The sequence below is a fragment of the Cytobacillus sp. genome, assembly GCF_032154635.1.
GTDB lineage: Bacteria > Bacillota > Bacilli > Bacillales > Cytobacillaceae > Cytobacillus.
In genome coordinates this window covers 68,494-88,518 of sequence record NZ_JALDXW010000006.1, presented here as the reverse complement: position 1 = coordinate 88,518, position 20,025 = coordinate 68,494, and the positions used below count along the sequence as shown (strand labels likewise).

19 protein-coding genes are annotated in these 20,025 nt (G+C 37.5%); 2 read left to right on the top strand and 17 right to left on the bottom strand.

Annotated elements, in window-relative coordinates:
• Nucleotides 1-60: 60 nt before the first annotated feature.
• The 3 genes from RUH74_RS06575 to trmB all read right to left on the bottom strand — a co-directional run bounded on the left by RUH74_RS06575 (nucleotide 61) and on the right by trmB (nucleotide 3,391).
• On the bottom strand, nucleotides 61-1,422 hold the full coding sequence (locus RUH74_RS06575; protein WP_313799478.1) for a sigma-54 interaction domain-containing protein: 1,362 nt from the start codon (nucleotides 1,420-1,422) through the stop codon (nucleotides 61-63).
• Nucleotides 1,423-1,455: 33 nt separating this feature from the next.
• Nucleotides 1,456-2,553, bottom strand: coding sequence for an enoyl-CoA hydratase/isomerase family protein (locus RUH74_RS06570; protein ID WP_313799477.1), 1,098 nt, complete (start codon nucleotides 2,551-2,553; stop codon nucleotides 1,456-1,458).
• Between the two features lie 199 nt (nucleotides 2,554-2,752).
• Nucleotides 2,753-3,391, bottom strand: a complete 639-nt coding sequence (trmB, locus tag RUH74_RS06565; RefSeq protein ID WP_313799476.1) for a tRNA (guanosine(46)-N7)-methyltransferase TrmB — start codon at nucleotides 3,389-3,391, stop codon at nucleotides 2,753-2,755.
• Between the two features lie 286 nt (nucleotides 3,392-3,677).
• Between trmB and RUH74_RS06560 the strand changes: the two genes are divergently transcribed.
• Nucleotides 3,678-3,956, top strand: a complete 279-nt coding sequence (locus RUH74_RS06560) for a YtzH-like family protein (protein WP_313799475.1) — start codon at nucleotides 3,678-3,680, stop codon at nucleotides 3,954-3,956.
• Here RUH74_RS06560 and RUH74_RS06555 read toward each other — a convergent pair.
• The 9 genes from RUH74_RS06555 to RUH74_RS06515 all read right to left on the bottom strand — a co-directional run bounded on the left by RUH74_RS06555 (nucleotide 3,944) and on the right by RUH74_RS06515 (nucleotide 14,250).
• Nucleotides 3,944-4,732 carry a phosphotransferase family protein gene (locus RUH74_RS06555; protein ID WP_313799474.1) on the bottom strand — a complete coding sequence of 263 codons (789 nt, stop codon included), beginning with the start codon at nucleotides 4,730-4,732 and terminating at the stop codon, nucleotides 3,944-3,946. The two genes, RUH74_RS06560 and RUH74_RS06555, sit on opposite strands and share 13 nt — an antisense overlap.
• 218 nt (nucleotides 4,733-4,950) lie before the next feature.
• On the bottom strand, nucleotides 4,951-7,107 hold the full coding sequence (gene pulA / locus RUH74_RS06550) for a type I pullulanase (protein WP_313799473.1): 2,157 nt from the start codon (nucleotides 7,105-7,107) through the stop codon (nucleotides 4,951-4,953).
• A gap of 24 nt (nucleotides 7,108-7,131) precedes the next feature.
• Entirely contained in the window at nucleotides 7,132-8,079 is a 948-nt protein-coding gene (locus tag RUH74_RS06545; RefSeq protein WP_313799545.1) for a diacylglycerol/lipid kinase family protein, read from the bottom strand.
• Between the two features lie 35 nt (nucleotides 8,080-8,114).
• The gene (locus tag RUH74_RS06540) at nucleotides 8,115-9,095 is read right to left on the bottom strand and encodes a nuclease-related domain-containing protein (RefSeq protein WP_313799472.1); all 981 of its coding nucleotides are present in this window, start codon (nucleotides 9,093-9,095) and stop codon (nucleotides 8,115-8,117) included.
• 37 nt (nucleotides 9,096-9,132) lie between these two features.
• Nucleotides 9,133-9,702 (bottom strand): RNA 2',3'-cyclic phosphodiesterase, encoded by a 570-nt coding sequence (gene thpR / locus RUH74_RS06535; RefSeq protein ID WP_313799471.1) that lies wholly within the window; start codon nucleotides 9,700-9,702, stop codon nucleotides 9,133-9,135.
• A gap of 154 nt (nucleotides 9,703-9,856) precedes the next feature.
• Nucleotides 9,857-10,714 (bottom strand): D-amino-acid transaminase, encoded by an 858-nt coding sequence (gene dat / locus RUH74_RS06530; RefSeq protein WP_313799470.1) that lies wholly within the window; start codon nucleotides 10,712-10,714, stop codon nucleotides 9,857-9,859.
• A gap of 115 nt (nucleotides 10,715-10,829) precedes the next feature.
• Entirely contained in the window at nucleotides 10,830-12,248 is a 1,419-nt protein-coding gene (pepV, locus tag RUH74_RS06525; RefSeq protein ID WP_313799469.1) for a dipeptidase PepV, read from the bottom strand.
• 105 nt (nucleotides 12,249-12,353) lie between these two features.
• Nucleotides 12,354-13,544, bottom strand: coding sequence for an ABC transporter permease (locus tag RUH74_RS06520; protein ID WP_313799468.1), 1,191 nt, complete (start codon nucleotides 13,542-13,544; stop codon nucleotides 12,354-12,356).
• A complete protein-coding gene (locus RUH74_RS06515; RefSeq protein ID WP_313799467.1) occupies nucleotides 13,537-14,250 on the bottom strand; it encodes an ABC transporter ATP-binding protein in 714 nt (237 codons plus the stop codon). Before RUH74_RS06515 ends, RUH74_RS06520 begins: the two co-directional genes overlap by 8 nt.
• A 393-nt stretch (nucleotides 14,251-14,643) precedes the next feature.
• Between RUH74_RS06515 and RUH74_RS06510 the strand changes: the two genes are divergently transcribed.
• Nucleotides 14,644-14,865: a DeoR family transcriptional regulator gene (locus RUH74_RS06510; RefSeq protein ID WP_053477612.1), complete on the top strand. Its 222-nt coding sequence runs from the start codon at nucleotides 14,644-14,646 to the stop codon at nucleotides 14,863-14,865.
• A gap of 108 nt (nucleotides 14,866-14,973) precedes the next feature.
• Here RUH74_RS06510 and RUH74_RS06505 read toward each other — a convergent pair whose 3' ends face one another.
• From RUH74_RS06505 to RUH74_RS06485, 5 genes are all read right to left on the bottom strand, one after another.
• Nucleotides 14,974-15,693: a pseudouridine synthase gene (locus tag RUH74_RS06505; RefSeq protein WP_313799466.1), complete on the bottom strand. Its 720-nt coding sequence runs from the start codon at nucleotides 15,691-15,693 to the stop codon at nucleotides 14,974-14,976.
• A gap of 53 nt (nucleotides 15,694-15,746) precedes the next feature.
• The gene (locus RUH74_RS06500; protein ID WP_313799465.1) at nucleotides 15,747-17,360 is read right to left on the bottom strand and encodes a putative polysaccharide biosynthesis protein; all 1,614 of its coding nucleotides are present in this window, start codon (nucleotides 17,358-17,360) and stop codon (nucleotides 15,747-15,749) included.
• Nucleotides 17,361-17,645: 285 nt separating this feature from the next.
• Nucleotides 17,646-18,086, bottom strand: coding sequence for an OsmC family protein (locus RUH74_RS06495; protein WP_313799464.1), 441 nt, complete (start codon nucleotides 18,084-18,086; stop codon nucleotides 17,646-17,648).
• A gap of 19 nt (nucleotides 18,087-18,105) precedes the next feature.
• Complete coding sequence (locus tag RUH74_RS06490; RefSeq protein WP_313799463.1) at nucleotides 18,106-19,284, bottom strand: cobalamin-independent methionine synthase II family protein; 1,179 nt, start codon at nucleotides 19,282-19,284, stop codon at nucleotides 18,106-18,108.
• 11 nt (nucleotides 19,285-19,295) lie between these two features.
• Nucleotides 19,296-20,009, bottom strand: coding sequence for a sulfurtransferase TusA family protein (locus tag RUH74_RS06485; protein WP_313799462.1), 714 nt, complete (start codon nucleotides 20,007-20,009; stop codon nucleotides 19,296-19,298).
• Between the last annotated feature and the right edge of the window lie 16 nt (nucleotides 20,010-20,025).

Below are 20,025 nucleotides of genomic sequence, written 5' to 3'. Positions count from 1 at the left end.
ATGCCACAATCGATGTAAATTTATAATAAAATGTAACAAGGAATTAAAACTATTTCATTATTATTCAATTTGATATTTTTTCAGTTTCGTATAAAAGGATTTTCTGCTTATCCCTAACTTCTGAATGGCCTCCGTTCGATTTCGAGCATTTTTTAAAATAAATTCAATATGTTCTTTTTCCATTTTTTCCAAAAGAACGTCTAACTTAGTTGTAAACAAGGGTGATGCAATAGATGAATTAGAATTATTTGAGGAAGGGTGTCTATCTAAGTAGAAATAATCTGGAAGATCGTCTAATTCTAAAAATTGTTTTGTACAGACGACTAGCATTCTTTCTAAAACATTCACTAGTTCTCTAACATTTCCTGGCCAATCATACTGTTCCATAATACGTAATACTTCTTCACTCATTCTTACATGCTTACTATATTTCAAACATAATTCATTGAGAATTGTATTTGATAAAAAGGACAAATCTTCCTTTCTATTCCGTAGAGGGGGAATATGGATTGGAACGACATTAATTCGATAATATAAATCCTCTCTAAACTGACCTGCTTTGATCATATCTTTTAAATTTCTATGGGTTGCACATATGATTCTTACATCAATCGGATAAAGCTTTGTTCCACCCACTTTTTGAAATTTTCGCTCTTGGATGACTCTAAGGATCTTCGCTTGCGAATTTAATGACATTTCTCCTATTTCATCTAGAAGGAGTGTACCGCCATTTGCCATTTCAAGAAGTCCTTTTTTCCCGCCTTTCCTAGACCCAGTAAAAGATCCTTCTTCATACCCAAACATTTCACTTTCAAACAACGAATCAGGTATTGAAGCAATATTAATTGCAATATATGGCTTATTATTTCTTTTGCTAGCTTCGTGAATTGAATTTGCAAAAATTTCTTTACCGGTTCCACTTTCTCCATAAAGAATAACTGATGCATCAGTATCTGCCACTTGCTTTGATAACTGAACAGCCTTTTGCATTCCCCTCGATTTACTTTCAAGTTTATAAAAATATCTTCTATCTAATTGCTCTTGAAGATAGGACACGTCCCTTTTATATTTTGTTAATTCGTCCTGGACTTTAGTGAGTTCCGTAATATCCTTCATGATTGTAACCACCCCAATCATTTCACCATTCTCAATTAATGGAGTAATATTTGCACATACATCCTTTTTTAGTGAATGAACGTAACTGCAATCATTGATTAAGGATTTACCACTTTTTAATACTTCTAGGATCCGCGAATCCCCTTCTATGTCCTTTAACTTTCTGCCAATAATCTTTTTAGCGGGAACTTTAAATTGTTCCGAATACGCTTTATTTACAAAAACGATTGTACTATCCCTTACAATAACAATAACTGCATCATGGAGTGATTCTAAGATAGAGAGCAAATGTTTTTCTAACTTCATATAACCTCTCCTTTTTTAGCAGCGTAATTTCCACTAATGATCGTTATGGCTATTAAACGGATTACATCCATTTTTCCAATCAACTTGAAAGAATTGGCTAATATTTTCATTACTAATTTCGCTAAAAGAAGCTGGTTTCCATTTTGGCATATGATTTTTATCAACCAATACTGCCCGTACCCCTTCAAAGAAATCTTCAGTATGTAAAAAGTTTAGAGCAACTTCAGTATCCATTGCAAAACTCTCCCTAAGGGTCTTGCCTTTCCCTCTCTTCATTAATTCTAAAGTAACTTTTAGTGATGTAGGTGATTTCTTAAGAAGAGTGTTCTTCGTTTCGGATGCCCAATCATCTCCATTACTGGCAGCTACATCCAATGAGTGTATGATTTGTTCTATCGTTTCATATTGAAAATAATGGTTAATCTTTTCTACGTTTAAATCATGAGGGAGTTGATCAGACCTTATACAAATACTTTCTAAACATTTAACCAATTCATTTTCTACATTTTCTGATGTCCATGTATGTGCCTTTATAAACTCCTCTACTTCTATCCACCTACTACTTTCAAGATAATAATCGGCCATATTTGTAGAAATAATATCCCCTTTCATAATTATCTTTGCTGTTAATGCGAGATATAATCCAATTCTACCAGGCATTTGATTAAGAAAATAATTCGCCCCTACATCAGGAAAAAAGCCAATATTCATTTCAGGCATGGCCCATTTCGTTTTTTCTGTGATTATTCTAAATCGAGCGCCAACAGAGAGACCTACACCTCCTCCCATTACGATACCATCCATAAAAACTAGTATAGGCTTGTTGTATTCATGAATGAGTAAGTCCATTTTATACTCTGTTATAAAATATTCTTTAGGAACCGTCCTATCAGAATGTAATTTAACACTTTCGTATACAGCCCGCACATCTCCACCTGAACAAAATGCCTTTTCACTTTGACTCTTTATACAAACCAATGCAATGCTTTCATTATGGGCCCACACCCTTAGTTGCTTATAAATATCTTTAACCATCCGAAGGGATAATGCATTTAAAGCTTTAGGACGATTTAGTATAATCCATCCAGTCCCTTGATTTTCTTCAAACCAAACATCATTTTCAGTCATCATAATATGTACTATTCCTTCCACTATTAATTTCTTAGAATAATATACACAATTTTCTGTATTATCACTGATTATAACATATTATTAAAGGTTAACTATTAATTAAAAAATAGCTGTGACAGAGGATTTGCACAACATCTTAACCCTTTTTAATAAGTATTCCATCAATCAAAAAAGCTTATCCGATTGGATAAGCGAACCATTATCTATATTGAACTTCACAGCGATAAATACGGTTTCCTTTATTAGAAAACTTTTCTTCGTATTCAGTCATAATATTTCCTTCAAAATTACTATTGTGAAGGTCAAGGCTTACATATTTCAACAGCAATCCATATTCGGAAAAGCTAATTAAGGAATACTCAAATAATCCTTGATTGTCTGTTTTGAAATGGATTTCTCCTTGATCAACTAAGATCTCCTCATAAATTTTAAGAAAGGTTTTGTAAGTTAATCTCCGCTTCGCATGACGGGATTTCGGCCAAGGATCAGAAAAATTCAAGTACACCCTGTCCACTTCTCCTTTTTCAAAAAATGTATGAAGATCATTCGCATTTACATTCATAAGTTTTACATTCGGTAATTCAGCTTCAATAATATGGTCAAGGGCGGTTACTATCACGCTGTCTTGTAACTCAATTCCAATATAATTAATATCGGGATTTGCCTTCGCCATCCCGCTTATAAAACGGCCCTTTCCTGTTCCAATTTCTATATGAAGCGGCTGCTTTTTGTCAAATACTTCATGCCATTTCCCCTTCCATTGATCAGGGGATTGAATGACATATTGCGGATACTCAGCAAGCTTTTCCTTTGCCCATGGTTTATTTCTTTGTCTCATACTTACACTCCTATAAAAGTTATATCGCTCAAACCTTATCATGCAAATGGCAGTGATGCAACTAAAAGATTATCATGAGTATCTGCTACCAACCAAACATGTAAATGACGGTCTGCCTAATTTCACTGCGCTGGTTATTACTTCGTACATAATGGTTTGTTCAATTATGCAGTCCGACAATTTATTTTTTCACAGAAACTCTTTCCTAATGAAGCATGTATAAATCGAAAAAGGAACTCACAACCTAAGGTGAATTCCTTTTATAATAGTTGAAAGGGTGTCAATCATGCCAATCAATCAGCAGGATCAGCTAAATTTATTAAAAGATATATTAAGCAACCATCAAATAGATTGTTGCGGGTCAGTATCAGAATGTGAACAGCTTGAACGATTAGTTAAATCATTAATTAGCAGTCCGAATGTAGATCAACATGCAAAAACAGTTTTAGAAGAAATATATAATTACAGTCAGAATGGAATAAACTCATCTCATTTAGACAACCATATTGAAATGCACCAGCAGGAATTATCTGGATGGGTTAATTCAATTAATCAATTTTCATAGGCTCTATGAAGTTCAATGAGGAATTGGACCCATCTATCCATTTCCTCAAAACGGCTTTTGCTTTTATGCCATTGGATGGAATTAATTGTTTGAGCAATGACATACCATTTCATTCTTAATTGTAAATCATCTGTAAGAGTTAAACCGTACCGAATAATCCACCCGTCCCATTCGTGTTTCGGAATATACCAGTACAATAGCATGCCAAGATCAATGGCAGGATCAGCTATCATTGCCCCATCCCAATCAATTAAATATAACTGGTTGTTTTCTGCTAGCAGCCAATTGTTATGATTCACATCGCAATGGCATACAGTCATCTCTTCACAATGAATATGGTCAATTTCCTTCCTTAAAAATTCGATTGATTGAATAATTACATCCATATCCCTTAATTCAGCATCCAAATCTTCTTCGATGATTTGAAGGATGATTTCTGGAGTTAGCGGGGATTTTCCTAATCTTTCAAGCATGCTAAGTAAAGGCTTGGAGCCGTGGATCTTTTTCAGCAGCTTAGCGACTCGTTCATTGTTCATGTCTGCTTGCTTGAGTTCCCTTCCGCTTTCCCACTGCTGTGCAGTGATCACGTCCCCATTTTCCAGTCTTTTTGTCCAAATAAGCTTAGGAACAATTCCCTCAGCGGATAGTACAGCAAGAAATGGTGATGTGTTCCGTTTTAAAAACAGCTGCTGCCCTTTATGCTTAGCAAAAAAAGCTTCACCTGTCGCCCCGCCCGCGGGAACAATCTCCCACTCATTACCTAATATATGTTCCAAAATTGTTCACCTGCTTAGTAGAAAAGCGCAAACGCCTAGCTTACTCCCAACAAAGGCACCAAGTTCTTTATGGGGCAAGCAGCTCACGCTAGACAATCTATTTCAAAGTAACTTTTCCATTTCAAAAAATAAAGATAGCTATCGTTTTACGATCTCTCAATAGCTATCTCTATAAATTTTATCTCTTTCATGCTTTTATCGTCAAGCTTATTTATTTTTCACTTACATACAAGGACATAAGAACATATAGGTGGCAGCTCTAACGTATTTTTTTCAAGCGTCCTTATCGGCTTCATATTCGCGGTATGTTCATCCGCAAGTACCTGCCATTGCCCATCTGGAAGCTTAACCATTATTTTTGAGCAGGCCGGATTAAAAAATACAATTATCTTTCCCCAATCTCCATATTCAGCAACATCATTTAAAAGAAAGCCGATTACCGGCTTTTCAACAGGAAGAAAGAACATATGCTTGCGGATAAGCTGCTGATTAGATAACCGGAAGGCTCCATGCGACTTGCGAATTCGAATCAATTCACGAAAATAAGCTACATTCGCTTTATAAAAGGATTTTCGATCCCAATCTAGCTGATTTATTTCATCAGAGGAGCAATAACTATTTCCGTCCCCTTTCTTCGTTCGAAAGAACTCCTGCCCGCTATGCAAAAAAGGAATGCCTTGCGAAAGGAGCACCATTGCAGTTGCGAGCCTATGCTGTTTTTGTCTTGTTTCCTTACTTAGTGAAGCAGAGCAGACCGCTAATTTATCCCATAGCGTATGATTATCATGCGATTCTACATAATTGACCGACTGAACAGGGGAATGGAATAACCCTTTGTCTTTCTTTTCTAGGCCAACGCTTCCTGCTAGAACCTGTTTAGCAGTCTCATAATAATGTTCATTTCCGAACGCATAGCCTTTATCTGCTAACTGAAATGTACTCCCCTTAACCGTATCCCTGAATCTGTCATTAAAATGGGCAATTCTTGGAAGTCTTTCTTGGTTGCGAATACAAGCCTTTTTATCAGCGGGAATTGGGGTATCCATATCCCAGCCTTCTCCAATAATAAGAATGGCAGGATCAATGAAATCAATTGCTTTCCTGATTTCATTCATTGTTTCAACGTCAAGAATCCCCATCAAATCAAATCGAAAGCCATCTATTTTGTATTCTTTCAGCCAATACATAACGGAATCAATAATGAACTTCCTTCCCATCAGTCGTTCTGAGGCAAAATCATTGCCCACACCTGTTCCATTGGATGGCATTCCATATGCATCATGGCGGAAATAGTAGCCGGGAACAATGTTTTCAAAAGATGAGCACTCCCGAATATACACGTGATTATAAACAACATCCATTATTACCCTTATACCTTGTATATGGAATGCCTGAATCATAGCTTTCAATTCTTTTACCCTAGCATATGGATTAGAAGGGTCTGATGAAAAACTGCCATCAGGTGCATTAAAGTGCAATGGATTATACCCCCAATTGTAGTCGTTCGTATCCCTTCTTTCATCTATCCCATCAAAATCATTAAATGGAAGAAATTCAATATGTGTAATACCGAGCTCCTTAACATACGAAAGCCCTGTTGGCGTTCCATCTATCGCCACTGTATTCAGTTCTGAAGCACCCAGGTACTTGCCTTTATTTGTAATTCCGCTATTTGAATGGATGGTTAAGTCTCTTATGTGTGTTTCGTAGATAATTGCATCAGTAGGTTGTTTGAAAAGGGGAAGGGGGGGTTTCGTTACTTTTGTTTTATTCAGATCAATGACAGCAGCATATTCTCCATTAGGGCTAACCGAAAGGGCGTAAGGATCAACCGCTTCTCTCCATTCTAAATTCACACATACTAGAAAGGAATAGTTATAGTATTCAAGATCTCCATTTACCGTTATGCGCCAAACACCTTTCTCTTTCCTCGTCATCGGATAGACTATTTCAGCCTTGGATGAACCTGCTGGGAACAATTTTAATTTCACCTTTGTTGCAGTGGGCGCCCAAAGCTTGAATAAAGTTTGATCAGAATGATAAAAGCACCCAAGTGTCCCATCATAGAAAAATTCTGTATCAAAAGCATCTGTTCGTATGACAGCGCCTATTTGCAAGTCCGTCTTCTCGCCATTCTCATCGAATACCCAATATTGTTCACCAATTACTAGTCTCCCTTCAATCTGGCAAATATATTTAACTCTATCTTCTAATGGGATTCGATTCTTAATTGTCAGAGAAAGCTGCTCTTTCTCGGTCATTTTTCTAATAAAAAAATAGGAAGATTTTCCTCCGAAATAATCGTAAGGAAGTAAGATCGTAATGATTTGCATGTCATCTAAGTAAGCAAAAAATTTTCGATTAATGACTTTCATGATCCTACCTCCAATTTCAAATATTTATTCCTGTCCACTTGCCTTTGAAAGGATTGGAAGGGATCTTCGGCAAGTAATGGTTGTTAATGGAGTACTGTCGATACCCTCTCCATCTGCATGAGCCTGTATCGGGTCGGTTGAAAAAATTCTAATCTCACTACCAGTAAACGTTTCCACTTCCTTGAATGCAACATGTCCTCCCCAAAAAACAGTAATAAATACAAATAAGAGCTTCAATCGGGATAAATTATGGACAACAGTAATATTTAGGTGACCATCAAATGGGGAAGCATTAGGGGATATCTTCATTCCCCCGCCATAAAACGGCTGATTTGAAACGGTTACAAACCAAGTAGAATCAAACGTATACCGTTCCCCATCTACCATTATTTCAATGGATGATCGTTGGTAAGTAAACACGCTTTTTAGCAAAAAATAAACATAAACCAGCTTTCCTAGGGAAATACGGTTTAAAACCTTTTTTATTTTTGAAAGGTTTACCTTCCTTGCTATATGTGCATCCAGTCCAACACCCATATTATTGACAAAGTAGATTTCCTTCTCGTCTTTATTCTTTATTAGCCCTAGATCGATAAGTAAAGATTCTTCCTTTAGTTGTTCTAAAAGATGGTTAAGCGCTGCAACTGGATTTCTTGGGATGCCAAATCCCCTAGAAAAATCATTTCCAGACCCACCAGGAATATAGGCGAAATGGATCTGCTTATTACCTACAGCACCATTCACTGCTTCGTGCATGGTCCCGTCTCCTCCAACAACGACAATGACTATTTCTTTAGCAGTCTCTTTTCTAGAAATAAACCGAACGATTTCCTTTCCATGACCATGATACGCTGTAAAAAATGCCTCGTATGAAATATCTTTATCATTAAGTATTTTCTCTAATTTCCTCCAGATCTTTTGACAACGGCCATTTTTCGCTTGAGGATTTATGATAAAATACAGATTTTTCATCACATTATTCTACCTTCTATATAGACTTTGTTCACTTATTCTTCTTCAGCAATCTCCCACTCAAGCCTTCTGATTGATGTCGTTTGGCAATATTGTAATAAGCCTTGGGCTGCTTTAAGCTGTATATGTTTAAGCGGGGAACGAAGATTTCTCATATTATTAAACCATTCCTCATAATTCCTTTTTTCAATCAATTGGACATCAAAGGGGGCTGCAGGGTGGTCAATATATCCATTTCTACATAAAACTGCTTTATGGATCGGTAATTCGATGTCATTCATGCGAAATATTTGGTGGACAATTTTCGCTGTTCGATTCAATGCTAATATTGGATTCAGCACCTTTTTTTCTTCCCCATTCACCCGTTTCACCCAGAAACGTTCTTTTGAACCAATAAAAACAGAAGAATCTTCTTCCTCTAGAAGACTAATACACCAGACGCCCGTCGGACTTATAATAATTGTTTCTACTTCCACCGGTGCCTTTTTCAATAAAAATAGCGGTAAATAGAGAACGAGAAATGTATCGGGAAATCGTTGAAGAAAAAACTTTAATCGTTCATCATAATAAAATCGTTTGTCCACAAACGATTTTTCAGTCAAAGTAGAGCTTGCCCATTTCATTTGAAAACGGAATAGTTGATCCAGGAATTGGTGTTTTAATTCTTCCACTGTATCCGGGCGATAGGTAAAGTTTGTTTCGAATTGCAGAATGGTTTCTTCTTCGCTATCATGCTCTATCTGCTCTATGTCTAACAAATCTTCCTCTTCATTCCCCTTCTTGCCCAACTTCCATAGCCCTTTTAGCTTATCTATTAAAGGCTTTCTCTCTTCTTCAAGCCAATCAGGATTTTCTTCCTGCGACTGGTTCATAAATACAGACGCATCATTATTTTCCCACGCAGCTTTTAACTTTTCCCATTGATGCTTTTTAAGCCTAACATAGCGGGATGGATATAAATAAATATTTTGTTCATACCGCGAAGCATAATCTTGCATTTTAATTAACTGTCCCATTTATCTTTGCCTGCCTTGTCTTATCTCTAGTATTCATTTATTCTTCCAGCAGCGGGAATGCTGCTATTTTTTCGTATTTGGGGATTCGATCGATATGTGTTTGATACAAAACAACTTCTTTCGCTTGAAAAGCGAGAGGCGCTTTTTCAAATGGATGATTTTTTAAATGTTTCACCTCAAACGGATGATTTCCAACCCATTTTCTTGCTAGCGTAATATGAGATTTAAATGCCCTCGTTTCTAGCTTAAATCCAGCCTCTAGGCAAGCAGAAAATACGATGCTTCGTATCGTATTTAATCGTTCCTCTTTTGCTGTATCTGCCCAAAATATCCTTGGTGAATCGACTTTTCCAAACACACCAAGCTGATTAATCTGAAGAGGAAAGGCCTTTTGTCCGTTCAACGCTGTCATGACGAGCTTTTTTGCCTTCTCAAGCTTGTCCTCTGCTGCAGCTCCTAGAAAGGCTAGCGTAATATGATAATCCTCTTGATGAACCCACCGCTGAAACGGAAACCTTTCTTTTATCGCTAAACATTGCTTATGTAACTCCTTTTTAACTTCCTCAGGTAAGCTAACCGCAAAGAAAAAATGAGTTGATTGTTCCATCTTCATCCTCCAATGAGCAATATTTGAACTTATTTTAGCAGATGTTGATAATAGGTTCTACTTTATTCGGCGGTGAGGGTGACTTTTTCGACTAAATTGAAAAAAGCAAGCAACCTTTCAGATGATCATTGCTTACTTTTTCCATCAATTATATTTAGCTAATCGCGCCGCATTCCTTTTCAATTTCTTGAACAAAAAGTGCCTGTAATTTTTTTGTAAGATGGCCTACACTGCCATCTCCTACTTTTTCCCCTTCTATTTCAACAATTGGTGTCACTTCAACTGTAGTTCCTGAAAGGAATACTTCCTCTGCATCCTTTAAATCATCAAGTGTGAAAGGAGTCTCAGAAAAAGGAATGCCATTATGCCTGCATATTTCTAAAACCTTCTGTCTTGTTATCCCATTAAGGATAAGATTGTTAGTAGGATGTGTGATTACTTTTCCATCTTTGACGATTGAAATATTGGATAAGCTTCCCTCGGTTACCACTCCATCACGGTGCTGGATTGCTTCAAAGCAGCCTGCCTCCACAGCTTTTTGTTTAGCCATTAAATTACCTAAAAGATTCAAACTTTTAATATCGCAGAGAAGCCAGCGAATATCCTCGTTCAGAATCGTCTTTACCCCTGATTTCATATTTTCAACAGGTCGCTCCACTTCCTTTGAATAAGCAACAAAAGTTGGCGGAACATTGCTTGAAGGAAAGGCATGATTCCTTGGGGCTATTCCTCGTGTGACCTGCAAGTACAAGGTTCCTAAAATGAGCCCGTTTTTATCAATTAGATGCTTAAGCTGTTGCGTTAAATCAGAAACTGTATAAGGAATCTCCATCCCAATCTTCTTTCCGCTATCAATCAAACGACGAAGATGCTCTGTGCCGGTAAACATTTTCCCGTTATATACACGGATTACCTCATAAACACCATCTCCAAATTGGTATCCTCGATCTTCAATATCTATTTTTGCTTCTGAACGATGAACAAACTCTCCATTTACGATAACGTATGCCATTTCTCCTTGACTCCCTGTTTGTGGATTTTTTTATTTGCAGAAAGCAAATTGTCGGTCGGCTAACCGAATAACCGGTTATGCCAACCGAGAATTACATACTATTTTGTAATTACAATTACTTAGCTAGTTCATAAATAGCCTGTGCATATATGGCTGTTGCTCTTAACATGTCTTCTAAATACATATATTCATCCTTTTGATGAGCGATGTCTTCTCTCCCCGGAAATAATGGACCGAATGCCACACCAGACTTTAACGAACGTGCATAGGTTCCTCCACCAATAGATAGCAATTCTGCCTTCTCACCTGTTTGTTCTTCATATACCTTCTTTAGCGTTTGAATAAGAAAATCATCTTCAGCCACATGATGCGGCTTCGAATCTGAGAAGTTTTCAATTATAAACTGTTCTTCTTTTAGTAAATCTTCAAGCTTGCCTTTCGTATCATCCATATTATTTGTAACAGGATAGCGAACATTTAACCCTAGACGACCTCCTTTTTCCTGTGAAAAAGCAAGCTTTCCTACATTGATAGTTAAATCTCCTGTAATCTCATCTGAATAGGCGATACCCAGTTTTTTTCCTCTTGACTCATCATAAAAATAAGTAGTCGCAAACTGGAAAAAGTGGCTTGCTTTTGAATCAATTTTCATTTCTGATAAAAACTTAGCCATGTAGAGACCTGCATTTTTCCCGTTATTCGGCTCCATCCCATGGGCTGAAACTCCTTCCGCCTCAAGAATTAATACACCGTTTTCAATATAGTATTTTCCCGGCAATTCATTCTGTTTAAGAAAATCAGCATACATTTGCACGATCTCTGTAGGTTCATTATTCACTTCAAGTGATGCCTTTGCAAAGTCTGGAACCATATTATATCTTCTGCCTGATTCGAAGGAGAGAACAGTGGCCTTTATTTCTCCATCATACTTAGAACCTTCCCCACTTTGGACAAGGTCGAAATCAGCAATCCCTTTTTCTGCATAGATGATAGGGAAATCCGCATCTGGTGCAAATCCCATTGCCGGCATCTCTTCATGTTCAAAGTAATGATCTACACAACGCCAATCACTTTCCTCATCCGTTCCAATAATCATGCGGACACGCTTATTTAATGGCACCCCCAATTCCTTCACAATCTTCATTGCATAATAAGCAGCCATGGTTGGGCCTTTGTCATCAATGGCTCCTCTTGCAAATATTTTCCCATCGCGGATTTCGGCACCATACGGATCACTTGACCAGCCGTCCCCTTCTGGTACAACATCCACATGACATAATATCCCAACAATTTCCTCCCCTTGCCCAAATTCTAAATGTCCTGCAAGGTTTCCTACATTCTTAGAGGTGAACCCATCGTTCTCGCCAAGCTGAAGCATAAAATCCAATGCTTCCTTTACCCCTTCTCCCAATGGAGCATTCTCTGTTGCATTTTCCTCATCCAGGACGCTTTTTATTTGCAGCAGTTTTTTTGCATCTTCAATCAGTGCGTCTTTTCTTTGTTCGACTTCTTTTTGCCAATCTATCACGTTCATGATTAATCCTCCAGTGTAAAAAAATTAAATCTATTTAAAATTATATCAATTCATTTTTCCTTATGCACCATCATACACCTAACACAATTAAATAGAAATACTTTCCTACCCTTTAAACAGACCAAATGGCATTCCAAAATGAGACACTATGCTATGCCAACATAATATAAACATACATAGCAGGATGATCGCTGTAATGAATAATGACCTAACAGCCTTTTTCCTTGCTGTAAAGTAGAAGTCTGTTTCAGTATATTTTTTGCTTAGTGGATTTGATGATGCAATCTTATCCCAAACGAGTGAAAGCCATGAATTCATCATAATAAGAAAACCGAAGAAAATGATAATCTTTATCCAGAGAGGGGGAATGAGTACGATTGCAACTGTTCCGACGGAAATAATTTGAAAATAGCTCATCACATACGAACGGTTTCTTAGAAAAACCTTATAAAACAATTCAATAAATCCGTTTACTGATGTCCGCTGTTTAAAGATTCTTTTTGAACGACGGAATAACAGTGGCTTCGTTCTTTTCGTAACGATAGGTTTTTCGATCTCATTTGAAAGCATGAATATAAACTCAATATTTTTCGTTTTATCCGCTCGACCCATATCAATTTCATGATCAATTGTTGATAATTTTTGGATTGCCTTTAAACTGAAATAGATTGAAGCAGTTAACAGAACACTACCAAATAAACAAACGAGAAACATTGACCCTTTATCCCAAAGGAAAAAGATTAGCTGGCTCAACCAGCATAAGAGAACAAACAATAGAAAACTAAATGTCAGTTTTTTAAATCTTTTGTTTATTTTTTTCAGATGATATTTTAGGAGCATAATCAATGTCTTTAATGCAATAAAGTAAAATAGCAGTGTACAAATTTCCAGCCAGCTAAGTATGAAATGATTTCTTAAGAATGGCAATAGAATAAGAAATGTAATCACCGTTCCAGTCGACTGTAAAAGGAGCGAGCATGTATAGCCCCATTTTTTCATTCCAAAAAAGATTCGCTGCTTCTTTATTAGAAATACTTTGTCAGCTTCCTCTACATATGTACGAATGCTAACGTTCCACGACAAAAGATAAAGGAGCATGAATATAAGGATAAATGGGATCGATTCAATCCAGCCCGGCAGTTCCAGCCACCAAGAGCGGTATCGAAAAATGATAAATAAAATTGCTGGAATAATAAGATAAACCATGATTGTCCAATCAGCAATAGATCGGATAACCCCATACTGATATTTTCGTTCTCTTATGTACCGGTCACGAAATAGTTTCCAACTACTCATCCGGATTTCCCTCTGCTATTAAGTGAAAGCAGTCATACAGGGAGCCATCTGGAAGCTTACACTGTTTTCGAATGTCATCAAGTGTTCCAGCTGCCTGCAGCTGCCCATTATGAATCATTAAGAAGCGGTCACATACCTTTTCCGCAGTATCTAATACGTGGGTGGACATCAATATGCCAGCCCCCCGCTTTTGTTCTGATTCGATTAGCTTTAAAAAAAGCTTCATTGCATTCGGGTCGAGACCAATAAATGGCTCATCAATAATATATACATTTGGACTTGTAATCATCGCTAAAATCAGCATAGCTTTTTGCTGCATGCCCTTTGAATATTTACCTGGAAATTCATGTGCATGCTCCGTTAGCTTGTATTGTTCCAGTAATTCTTCCGCTTTCTCTTTGTATACCCTATCCGGGAGTCCCTCAACAGCAGCAATAAAATCTAGATGCTCCCATAACGTCAGCTCATCATAAAAAATGGGTCTTTCCGGCACATAAGAATATTTTGTATTCTTCCTGAAGGAAACGTCTCCTTCTTTGTTCTCCAATAACCCAAGAACCGTTTTAATTGTCGTGCTTTTTCCGGCACCATTTGGACCAATTAATCCAATTAGCTCCCCTTCTTTAACAGTAAAATGAATATTATGGATAATGGCTTTTTCCTTATCATAGCCTGCTGATTTAATATCTACATCTAATAAAGTCATTTTTTATTCCCCCTACCTATTTTTTACGAATGACAAGTGGAAAAGGTTTGCTTTTTCCCCAAAATTATTCTTCATAAAATCTGAAGGAAGTAGTTTTTAGAATTTTCCAACATAATATAAGTGTGTTACACCATAGGATATATAAAGAATTTAATAAAGAGAAAGGAATAGTTTATATGAATATGGTGTAAATTCTTTAATAAAGTAGAAATTATCAAAAATTAGGAGTACAATGAAGGTAAGATTGACATCTCTAGAAAATACATCTGATATTTGCAAAGGAGTTGGCTGAGGAAAAGAAAACTACATATGCTTGAAGGACATAGTTTCTTCAATGAACTGTCAGTTGCAGGAATTTGCCATTGGTTTGAAAAAAGGATAGGGAGTGGTTTTTTGAAACCTTCGACTAACCGGATGTTAAACCGTATCAAATCCGTCTACATGTTTATTAATAAGCGTGGAACTGTAACAACGGGAGAGCTTGTAGAGGAATTTGGTATTACTCCTCGCACCATTCAGAGAGATTTAAATGTTCTTGTTTATAACGACTTAGTGAAAAGCCCTAGTCGAGGAAAATGGACAACTACAAAAAAGAAGGTAAAGATGTCATCATAAGTTTCCTTTCGTGCACTGATCTCATATGAGGTCTGATGTCTGAAGTGAGGAACCACATTACGATTGTAAAAAAATAGTATGAAAAAAAATCGCCAACCTAGGCGATTTTTATTTGACCTCATATTCGATTAAGCTGGATAATTCTTCCTCTGTTAATTCCCTATATTCACCAAGCTCTAGAGTTTCATCTAGCAGCAGCGGTCCCATCGATAGCCTCTTCAAATAAATGACACGCTTCCCAACCGCCTCAAACATTCTTTTCACCTGATGAAATTTTCCTTCTGTAATCGTTAGTTCAATATCTGATGTGAGACCGGACTTTATAATCTTCAAATCCCCTGGCTTTGTTTCATATCCATCATCCAAAATAACACCTTTTTTAAAAGCAGCAATGTCTTCTTCTGTTACTTCACTGTTTATAACAGCAAAATAGGTTTTCGGTACATGTTTTTTCGGTGATAAGAGGCGATGGGCAAGCTGGCCGTCATTCGTCAACAGCAGCAGCCCTTCTGTATCTTTATCAAGCCGTCCAACAGGAAATGGCGAGAATATACTATCCTCTGGCTCTAATATATCTAAAACTGTCTCATGCTGCGAGTCCTCTGTTGCGGAGATCACTCCTTGAGGCTTGTTCATCATTAAATAAATAAACTCCTTATACACCACTTCTTCTCCGTTGATTGTTACCACATCTTTTTCCGGGTCGACGTGCTTGCTCGCATCCTTTACCTTCTGCTCATTGACTACTACAGCCCCGCTCTTCAAAAGCTGCTTAACATCCTTTCGGCTTCCAAAGCCTAAATTAGCTAGCATTTTATCAATTCTCATATTTTCACCTCTTTTAGTGGGCTGTGTGAAACCTAAATAAACGTTGTTTCCCATTATCCGCGCAATCTGACCTTCTTCAATAACCGATCGACCTTTTGCCCAAATAAGAAATAAACGAGCTTTGTTTTAAAGCTTAAATAGAAATAGATTCCCGCACCAACCGCTGCACAAATGACCACGATGATGAACGCCTGCAAATTAGCTGCAGGTGATAAGAATAGTGTCAGAAGCTTATACGTAATTCCTGCACCCGCAAACATCAGTGCTGTAAAAATTACAATCAATATTCCTCTTCTGAGCACAAGCCTAAATGGATACTTAGCATACGTTTTTATTACAAATAAGTTTATTAAAATAGCAGCCGAGTAGCCGATAGCTGTTGCTACAACAGCCCCCTGTGTTTCCATCAGTTTGATAAGAGGGATATTTAAACTCAATTTAAGCAATAACCCGACTAGCAAGCTTAGAACCGTAAACCGCTGCTCATTTATTCCTTGCAAAATGGCTGCAGTAACTAAGAAATAAGCAAAAAGAATTGCCACAGGCGCATAGGTTCTAAGCACTTCTGTTCCAAGCTCATTATGGTCGTAAAACAATGTAAATATTGGCTCTGCCAATAAGGAAAGACCTACAACTGCTGGAAGTGTTAGAAATAATAGTACCTGAAACGCTTGATTCAATTGATGATTTAAATTGGTACGATCGCTTTCCACAAATGCTTTCGTAATACTCGGCACAAGTGTTAAAGAAAAAGCAGTCGCCAAAGATACAGGAATAATGACAAGCTTATGTGTCTGGAAGTTTAATACGGCGAAGGATGAAACCGCTACATCTTCTAAACCAATCTTTGCCATCGTTTTGATAAAAGTCAGCTGATCAATAAATTGGAAAAGCGAACCAGATAAGCCGACAAAAATAAATGGTGCCGCGTACACAATAATCTCTTTGTACATTTCCTTTAAAGAAATATCCATTGTGCCTTTATCATTCAATAAAAGGCCATCCAAATAAGGCTTTCTTTTATACCAATACCAAAGAAGTGCCGCTAGTCCGCCAATTGCTCCAATACATGCAGCAAAGGTAGCTACACTTACTGCCTGAACAAGACTGCCTTTCATGATATATAGAACAATAAATGCACCTGCGAGAACAAACACAATCCGGACAATTTGCTCAATGACCTGAGATAAAGCTGAAGGTCCCATCGATTGGTGTCCCTGAAAGAAGCCCCTAATCAAACTCATAATCGGAACAACAATAAGCGCAAAACTTACAGCTCGAATAACAGTTGTTACATCCTTCACACTCGTATCCACATTATCAGGAATAATAAAATCTGCTAACGATGGGGCTAAAAAATATAGGAATAGAAAGGATAATGTACCCGTACATAACATCACAACTAGCCCTGATTTAAATAGCTTTCTTCCTACGGCATACTCCTCTAATGCATTGTATTTAGAAATAAACTTTGAAACTGCGGCAGGTATACCTGCTGTTGCTAAACTAATAAAGATTGTATAAGGAATATAGGCAAAAGAATAAAGCGCATTCCCTTCTTCCCCAACAATATGATAAAAAGGAATCACATAAAATAACCCAAGTACTTTTGAAATAATCGTAGCTAAGGTCATTATAAAAGTACCCCTTAAAAGCTTTGATGACATAGAACCCATTCCCCTTCAAAAAAGCGCTAAACTTGCCAGTTAAAGTCCTCTTATTTAAAGAAACCTCAGCTGTCTGCGTTTCACCATTAAGTTATCGTAACAAAAGATATTCTATAGGAAAATTTATTTATGTAAATAACCATCACAAATTTTTTTGCACACTATTTGTATTCTACTCCTCTTCTTACAGGATTTCTACTTAGAGCTTATAAAAATCGCTTTGCAGAACAAAATACTCATAAAAAAGAAAAAAAGCCAGCGGAATTTGGCTTTTTTCAGTAATATTCAGTTTTTCACCCATAAATTCTCAATTGGAATTCCAGCATCCTTTATTGTTCGGAAAATAGGGCATCTTTGATCCACTTTTTTACGTAATTCATCCACTTGCTCTTGAGAGGCTGATGTTTTTAGGAAAGCCTCTACCTTCACTTTTTCAAAGTACGGTTTTACATCTAAATTTCCCATTAATCCGCTAGGATCAAGTTCACCCTCGACTTTAAAAGAAATATCCTCTATTTGGATATTCATTTCTTTTGAAATTATTTGTGCCATTACATTCTCACAAGCTGCGAGGGCAGCTAACATGGTAGACATTGGATCAGGAGCAGAATCTTTTCCCCCAAAAGATTCTGGTTCATCAATGCTGATTATATGTTTGCCATTTGCAGAATCTGTCCTCATTCCAGAACCCGTCACATCTAATTTAAAAGTAAGTTTTTGGCTCATCTAATCCCCCTCCTCATACTCACAGATTTGCTAATTTAATTTGCTCTCTTAATAAGCTTGCGGCTTCACTCAGCACCTTAAGCTTTTTACTAGCAATCTGTTCACTATTCATCGGTCTTTGGGCAAAGGTTCCAAACCCGCAATCTGGATTTAAATAGATCTGATTAGCTGGTATGAGCTTTAGTAAATGATTAACCTTCTCAACAATTTCTTCTGCGGTTTCAATCTCTTCCGTTCGAGGGTTCACAACGCCAAAACCAATTTCAGCATGAGTAAACTCCTTAATCGCCTCAATTTCCCCAGCTCTTGGCGTCGCATACTCAAGAACAAGCTGATCTATATCTACCCTTGATAAATACGGGATAAGTGGAAAATATGGACCTCTTAAAAGGATGTCATCTTCTCTGCTCCAATTTCCGCGGCAAATATGAACACCCATCTTCGTTCCTCTCCCACGCATTCCTTCCATTACCCGATTCATTAACCCAAGTGCAAGTTCCATTTCAACCTCAGCATCCGCCTTTGCTGTCAAGGCACCACACATAAATGTTCGGTTTTCATTTTTCTTTGTGAATACAAGCTCCGTCAGTACAGGTTCATCAAATTGAACAAAATCGGCTCCTTCGGCAATCAAATCTTCCAATTCTTCTCGTAAAACGCTGACAATATCGATTGCTAAGTCTTCTTTTGTTGGATATGCTTCTTCCGATAGCCCCTCAACCCACATAGACCTTGTTAACAAATATGGGCCTGGAAGCGTTACTTTTATCTTTCTATCCGTATGCTTCTTGAGAAATCGAAAGTCATTTAATGCAAGTGGTTTCTTCCGGCTAATTTTTCCTGCTGCTGCAGGATTGGATAGGGAAAAGGCTGGAACGTCAAGTGTTCCAAGAATTTCCTCGAAGCTTGCTTTGTCATCGATGTATTCAAGCAGCTCAGAAACCGTTAGCATTTTCACATTATGTAAATGCTCAGCAACAAATGATATATAATTATCTCTTCTTTGCTCCCCATCAGAAACGATATCTATGCCTGCTGCTTCTTGCAGACGGAGGCACTCTATAACCGCCTGATCTGCAATCGTTTGAAATGCTTCTTCTGTCATTCTGCCAGCTCTTTTTTCTCTCATTGCCTTTTGCACTTCAACTGATCGAGGCCAGCTGCCAATGACAGATGTAGCAAAGAGTGTTGATTCCATTTGATTTCCTCCTAGTAAACAATTGAAAACGTCAGTTTGATCTCTGCTGCCCTTTTCAACGTTTGATAGATAGGTGACTTATTTAAAGTAATTTGCCAAATCTCTTTCAATAAATCTTCATCCGCAGCAGAGGATACATAGCATGTACCTGAAATTTGCTGGATATTAGGATTCCCATTTTCTTCAATTTCCAAGTGAGATAAAATATTCTCTATAGCGCATTTAATTGATAATTCGATTTGGTCAACAACGATATTTCTTCTTGATGCATGCGCTTTGAATCCAACTGTTAAACAAGAAGCAAGAGAAGCAAGTAAATAATCAATTGAACTAGGAGCATCCACACGGGCGCTAAAGTCTGCAGGCTGACCTGAGTAAAAGTGGTGATTTCTTGCAAACACTTTTGCCTTTAAATCTTTCTCCCCTTGTACGCGGACATTCCATTTGTATCCTTTCGCAGCCGCAAGATCGCTCTCTACTACTGATTTACCTTGGCCTTTACGGACAAAGTACCTAACCGTATTCTCACCTTGCTCTGATCCGATAAATTCATGCTTTACCATACGGCACCAAGCAGGCAAATCATCAGCAACCGTTCTTTCTCTGCTTCTAATTTCCAAGACTTGTCCAGGAGCAAGCGGATTCATACTTTTATTTATTATTAATAATAAACCTGATCCGCAATCAAGATCTCCGCCATCGCAAACAGCATGTGGAATTAACATAAGTGCTGCCTCCTAA

Bases quoted from the DNA above. Each gene is read 5' to 3' on its own strand.
- dat (WP_313799470.1), bottom strand. From the start codon at position 10,714: ATGGCATACGTTATCGTAAATGGAGAGTTTGTTCATCGTTCAGAAGCA.
- pulA (WP_313799473.1), bottom strand. From the start codon at position 7,107: ATGAAAGTCATTAATCGAAAATTTTTTGCTTACTTAGATGACATGCAA.
- RUH74_RS06545 (WP_313799545.1), bottom strand. From the start codon at position 8,079: ATGAAAAATCTGTATTTTATCATAAATCCTCAAGCGAAAAATGGCCGT.
- RUH74_RS06570 (WP_313799477.1), bottom strand. From the start codon at position 2,553: ATGATGACTGAAAATGATGTTTGGTTTGAAGAAAATCAAGGGACTGGA.
- RUH74_RS06515 (WP_313799467.1), bottom strand. From the start codon at position 14,250: ATGACTTTATTAGATGTAGATATTAAATCAGCAGGCTATGATAAGGAA.
- RUH74_RS06485 (WP_313799462.1), bottom strand. From the start codon at position 20,009: ATGTTAATTCCACATGCTGTTTGCGATGGCGGAGATCTTGATTGCGGA.
- thpR (WP_313799471.1), bottom strand. From the start codon at position 9,702: ATGGAACAATCAACTCATTTTTTCTTTGCGGTTAGCTTACCTGAGGAA.
- RUH74_RS06540 (WP_313799472.1), bottom strand. From the start codon at position 9,095: ATGGGACAGTTAATTAAAATGCAAGATTATGCTTCGCGGTATGAACAA.
- RUH74_RS06575 (WP_313799478.1), bottom strand. From the start codon at position 1,422: ATGAAGTTAGAAAAACATTTGCTCTCTATCTTAGAATCACTCCATGAT.
- RUH74_RS06500 (WP_313799465.1), bottom strand. From the start codon at position 17,360: ATGTCATCAAAGCTTTTAAGGGGTACTTTTATAATGACCTTAGCTACG.
- RUH74_RS06490 (WP_313799463.1), bottom strand. From the start codon at position 19,284: ATGGAATCAACACTCTTTGCTACATCTGTCATTGGCAGCTGGCCTCGA.
- RUH74_RS06495 (WP_313799464.1), bottom strand. From the start codon at position 18,086: ATGAGCCAAAAACTTACTTTTAAATTAGATGTGACGGGTTCTGGAATG.
- pepV (WP_313799469.1), bottom strand. From the start codon at position 12,248: ATGAACGTGATAGATTGGCAAAAAGAAGTCGAACAAAGAAAAGACGCA.
- RUH74_RS06505 (WP_313799466.1), bottom strand. From the start codon at position 15,693: ATGAGAATTGATAAAATGCTAGCTAATTTAGGCTTTGGAAGCCGAAAG.
- trmB (WP_313799476.1), bottom strand. From the start codon at position 3,391: ATGAGACAAAGAAATAAACCATGGGCAAAGGAAAAGCTTGCTGAGTAT.
- RUH74_RS06520 (WP_313799468.1), bottom strand. From the start codon at position 13,544: ATGAGTAGTTGGAAACTATTTCGTGACCGGTACATAAGAGAACGAAAA.
- RUH74_RS06560 (WP_313799475.1), top strand. From the start codon at position 3,678: ATGCCAATCAATCAGCAGGATCAGCTAAATTTATTAAAAGATATATTA.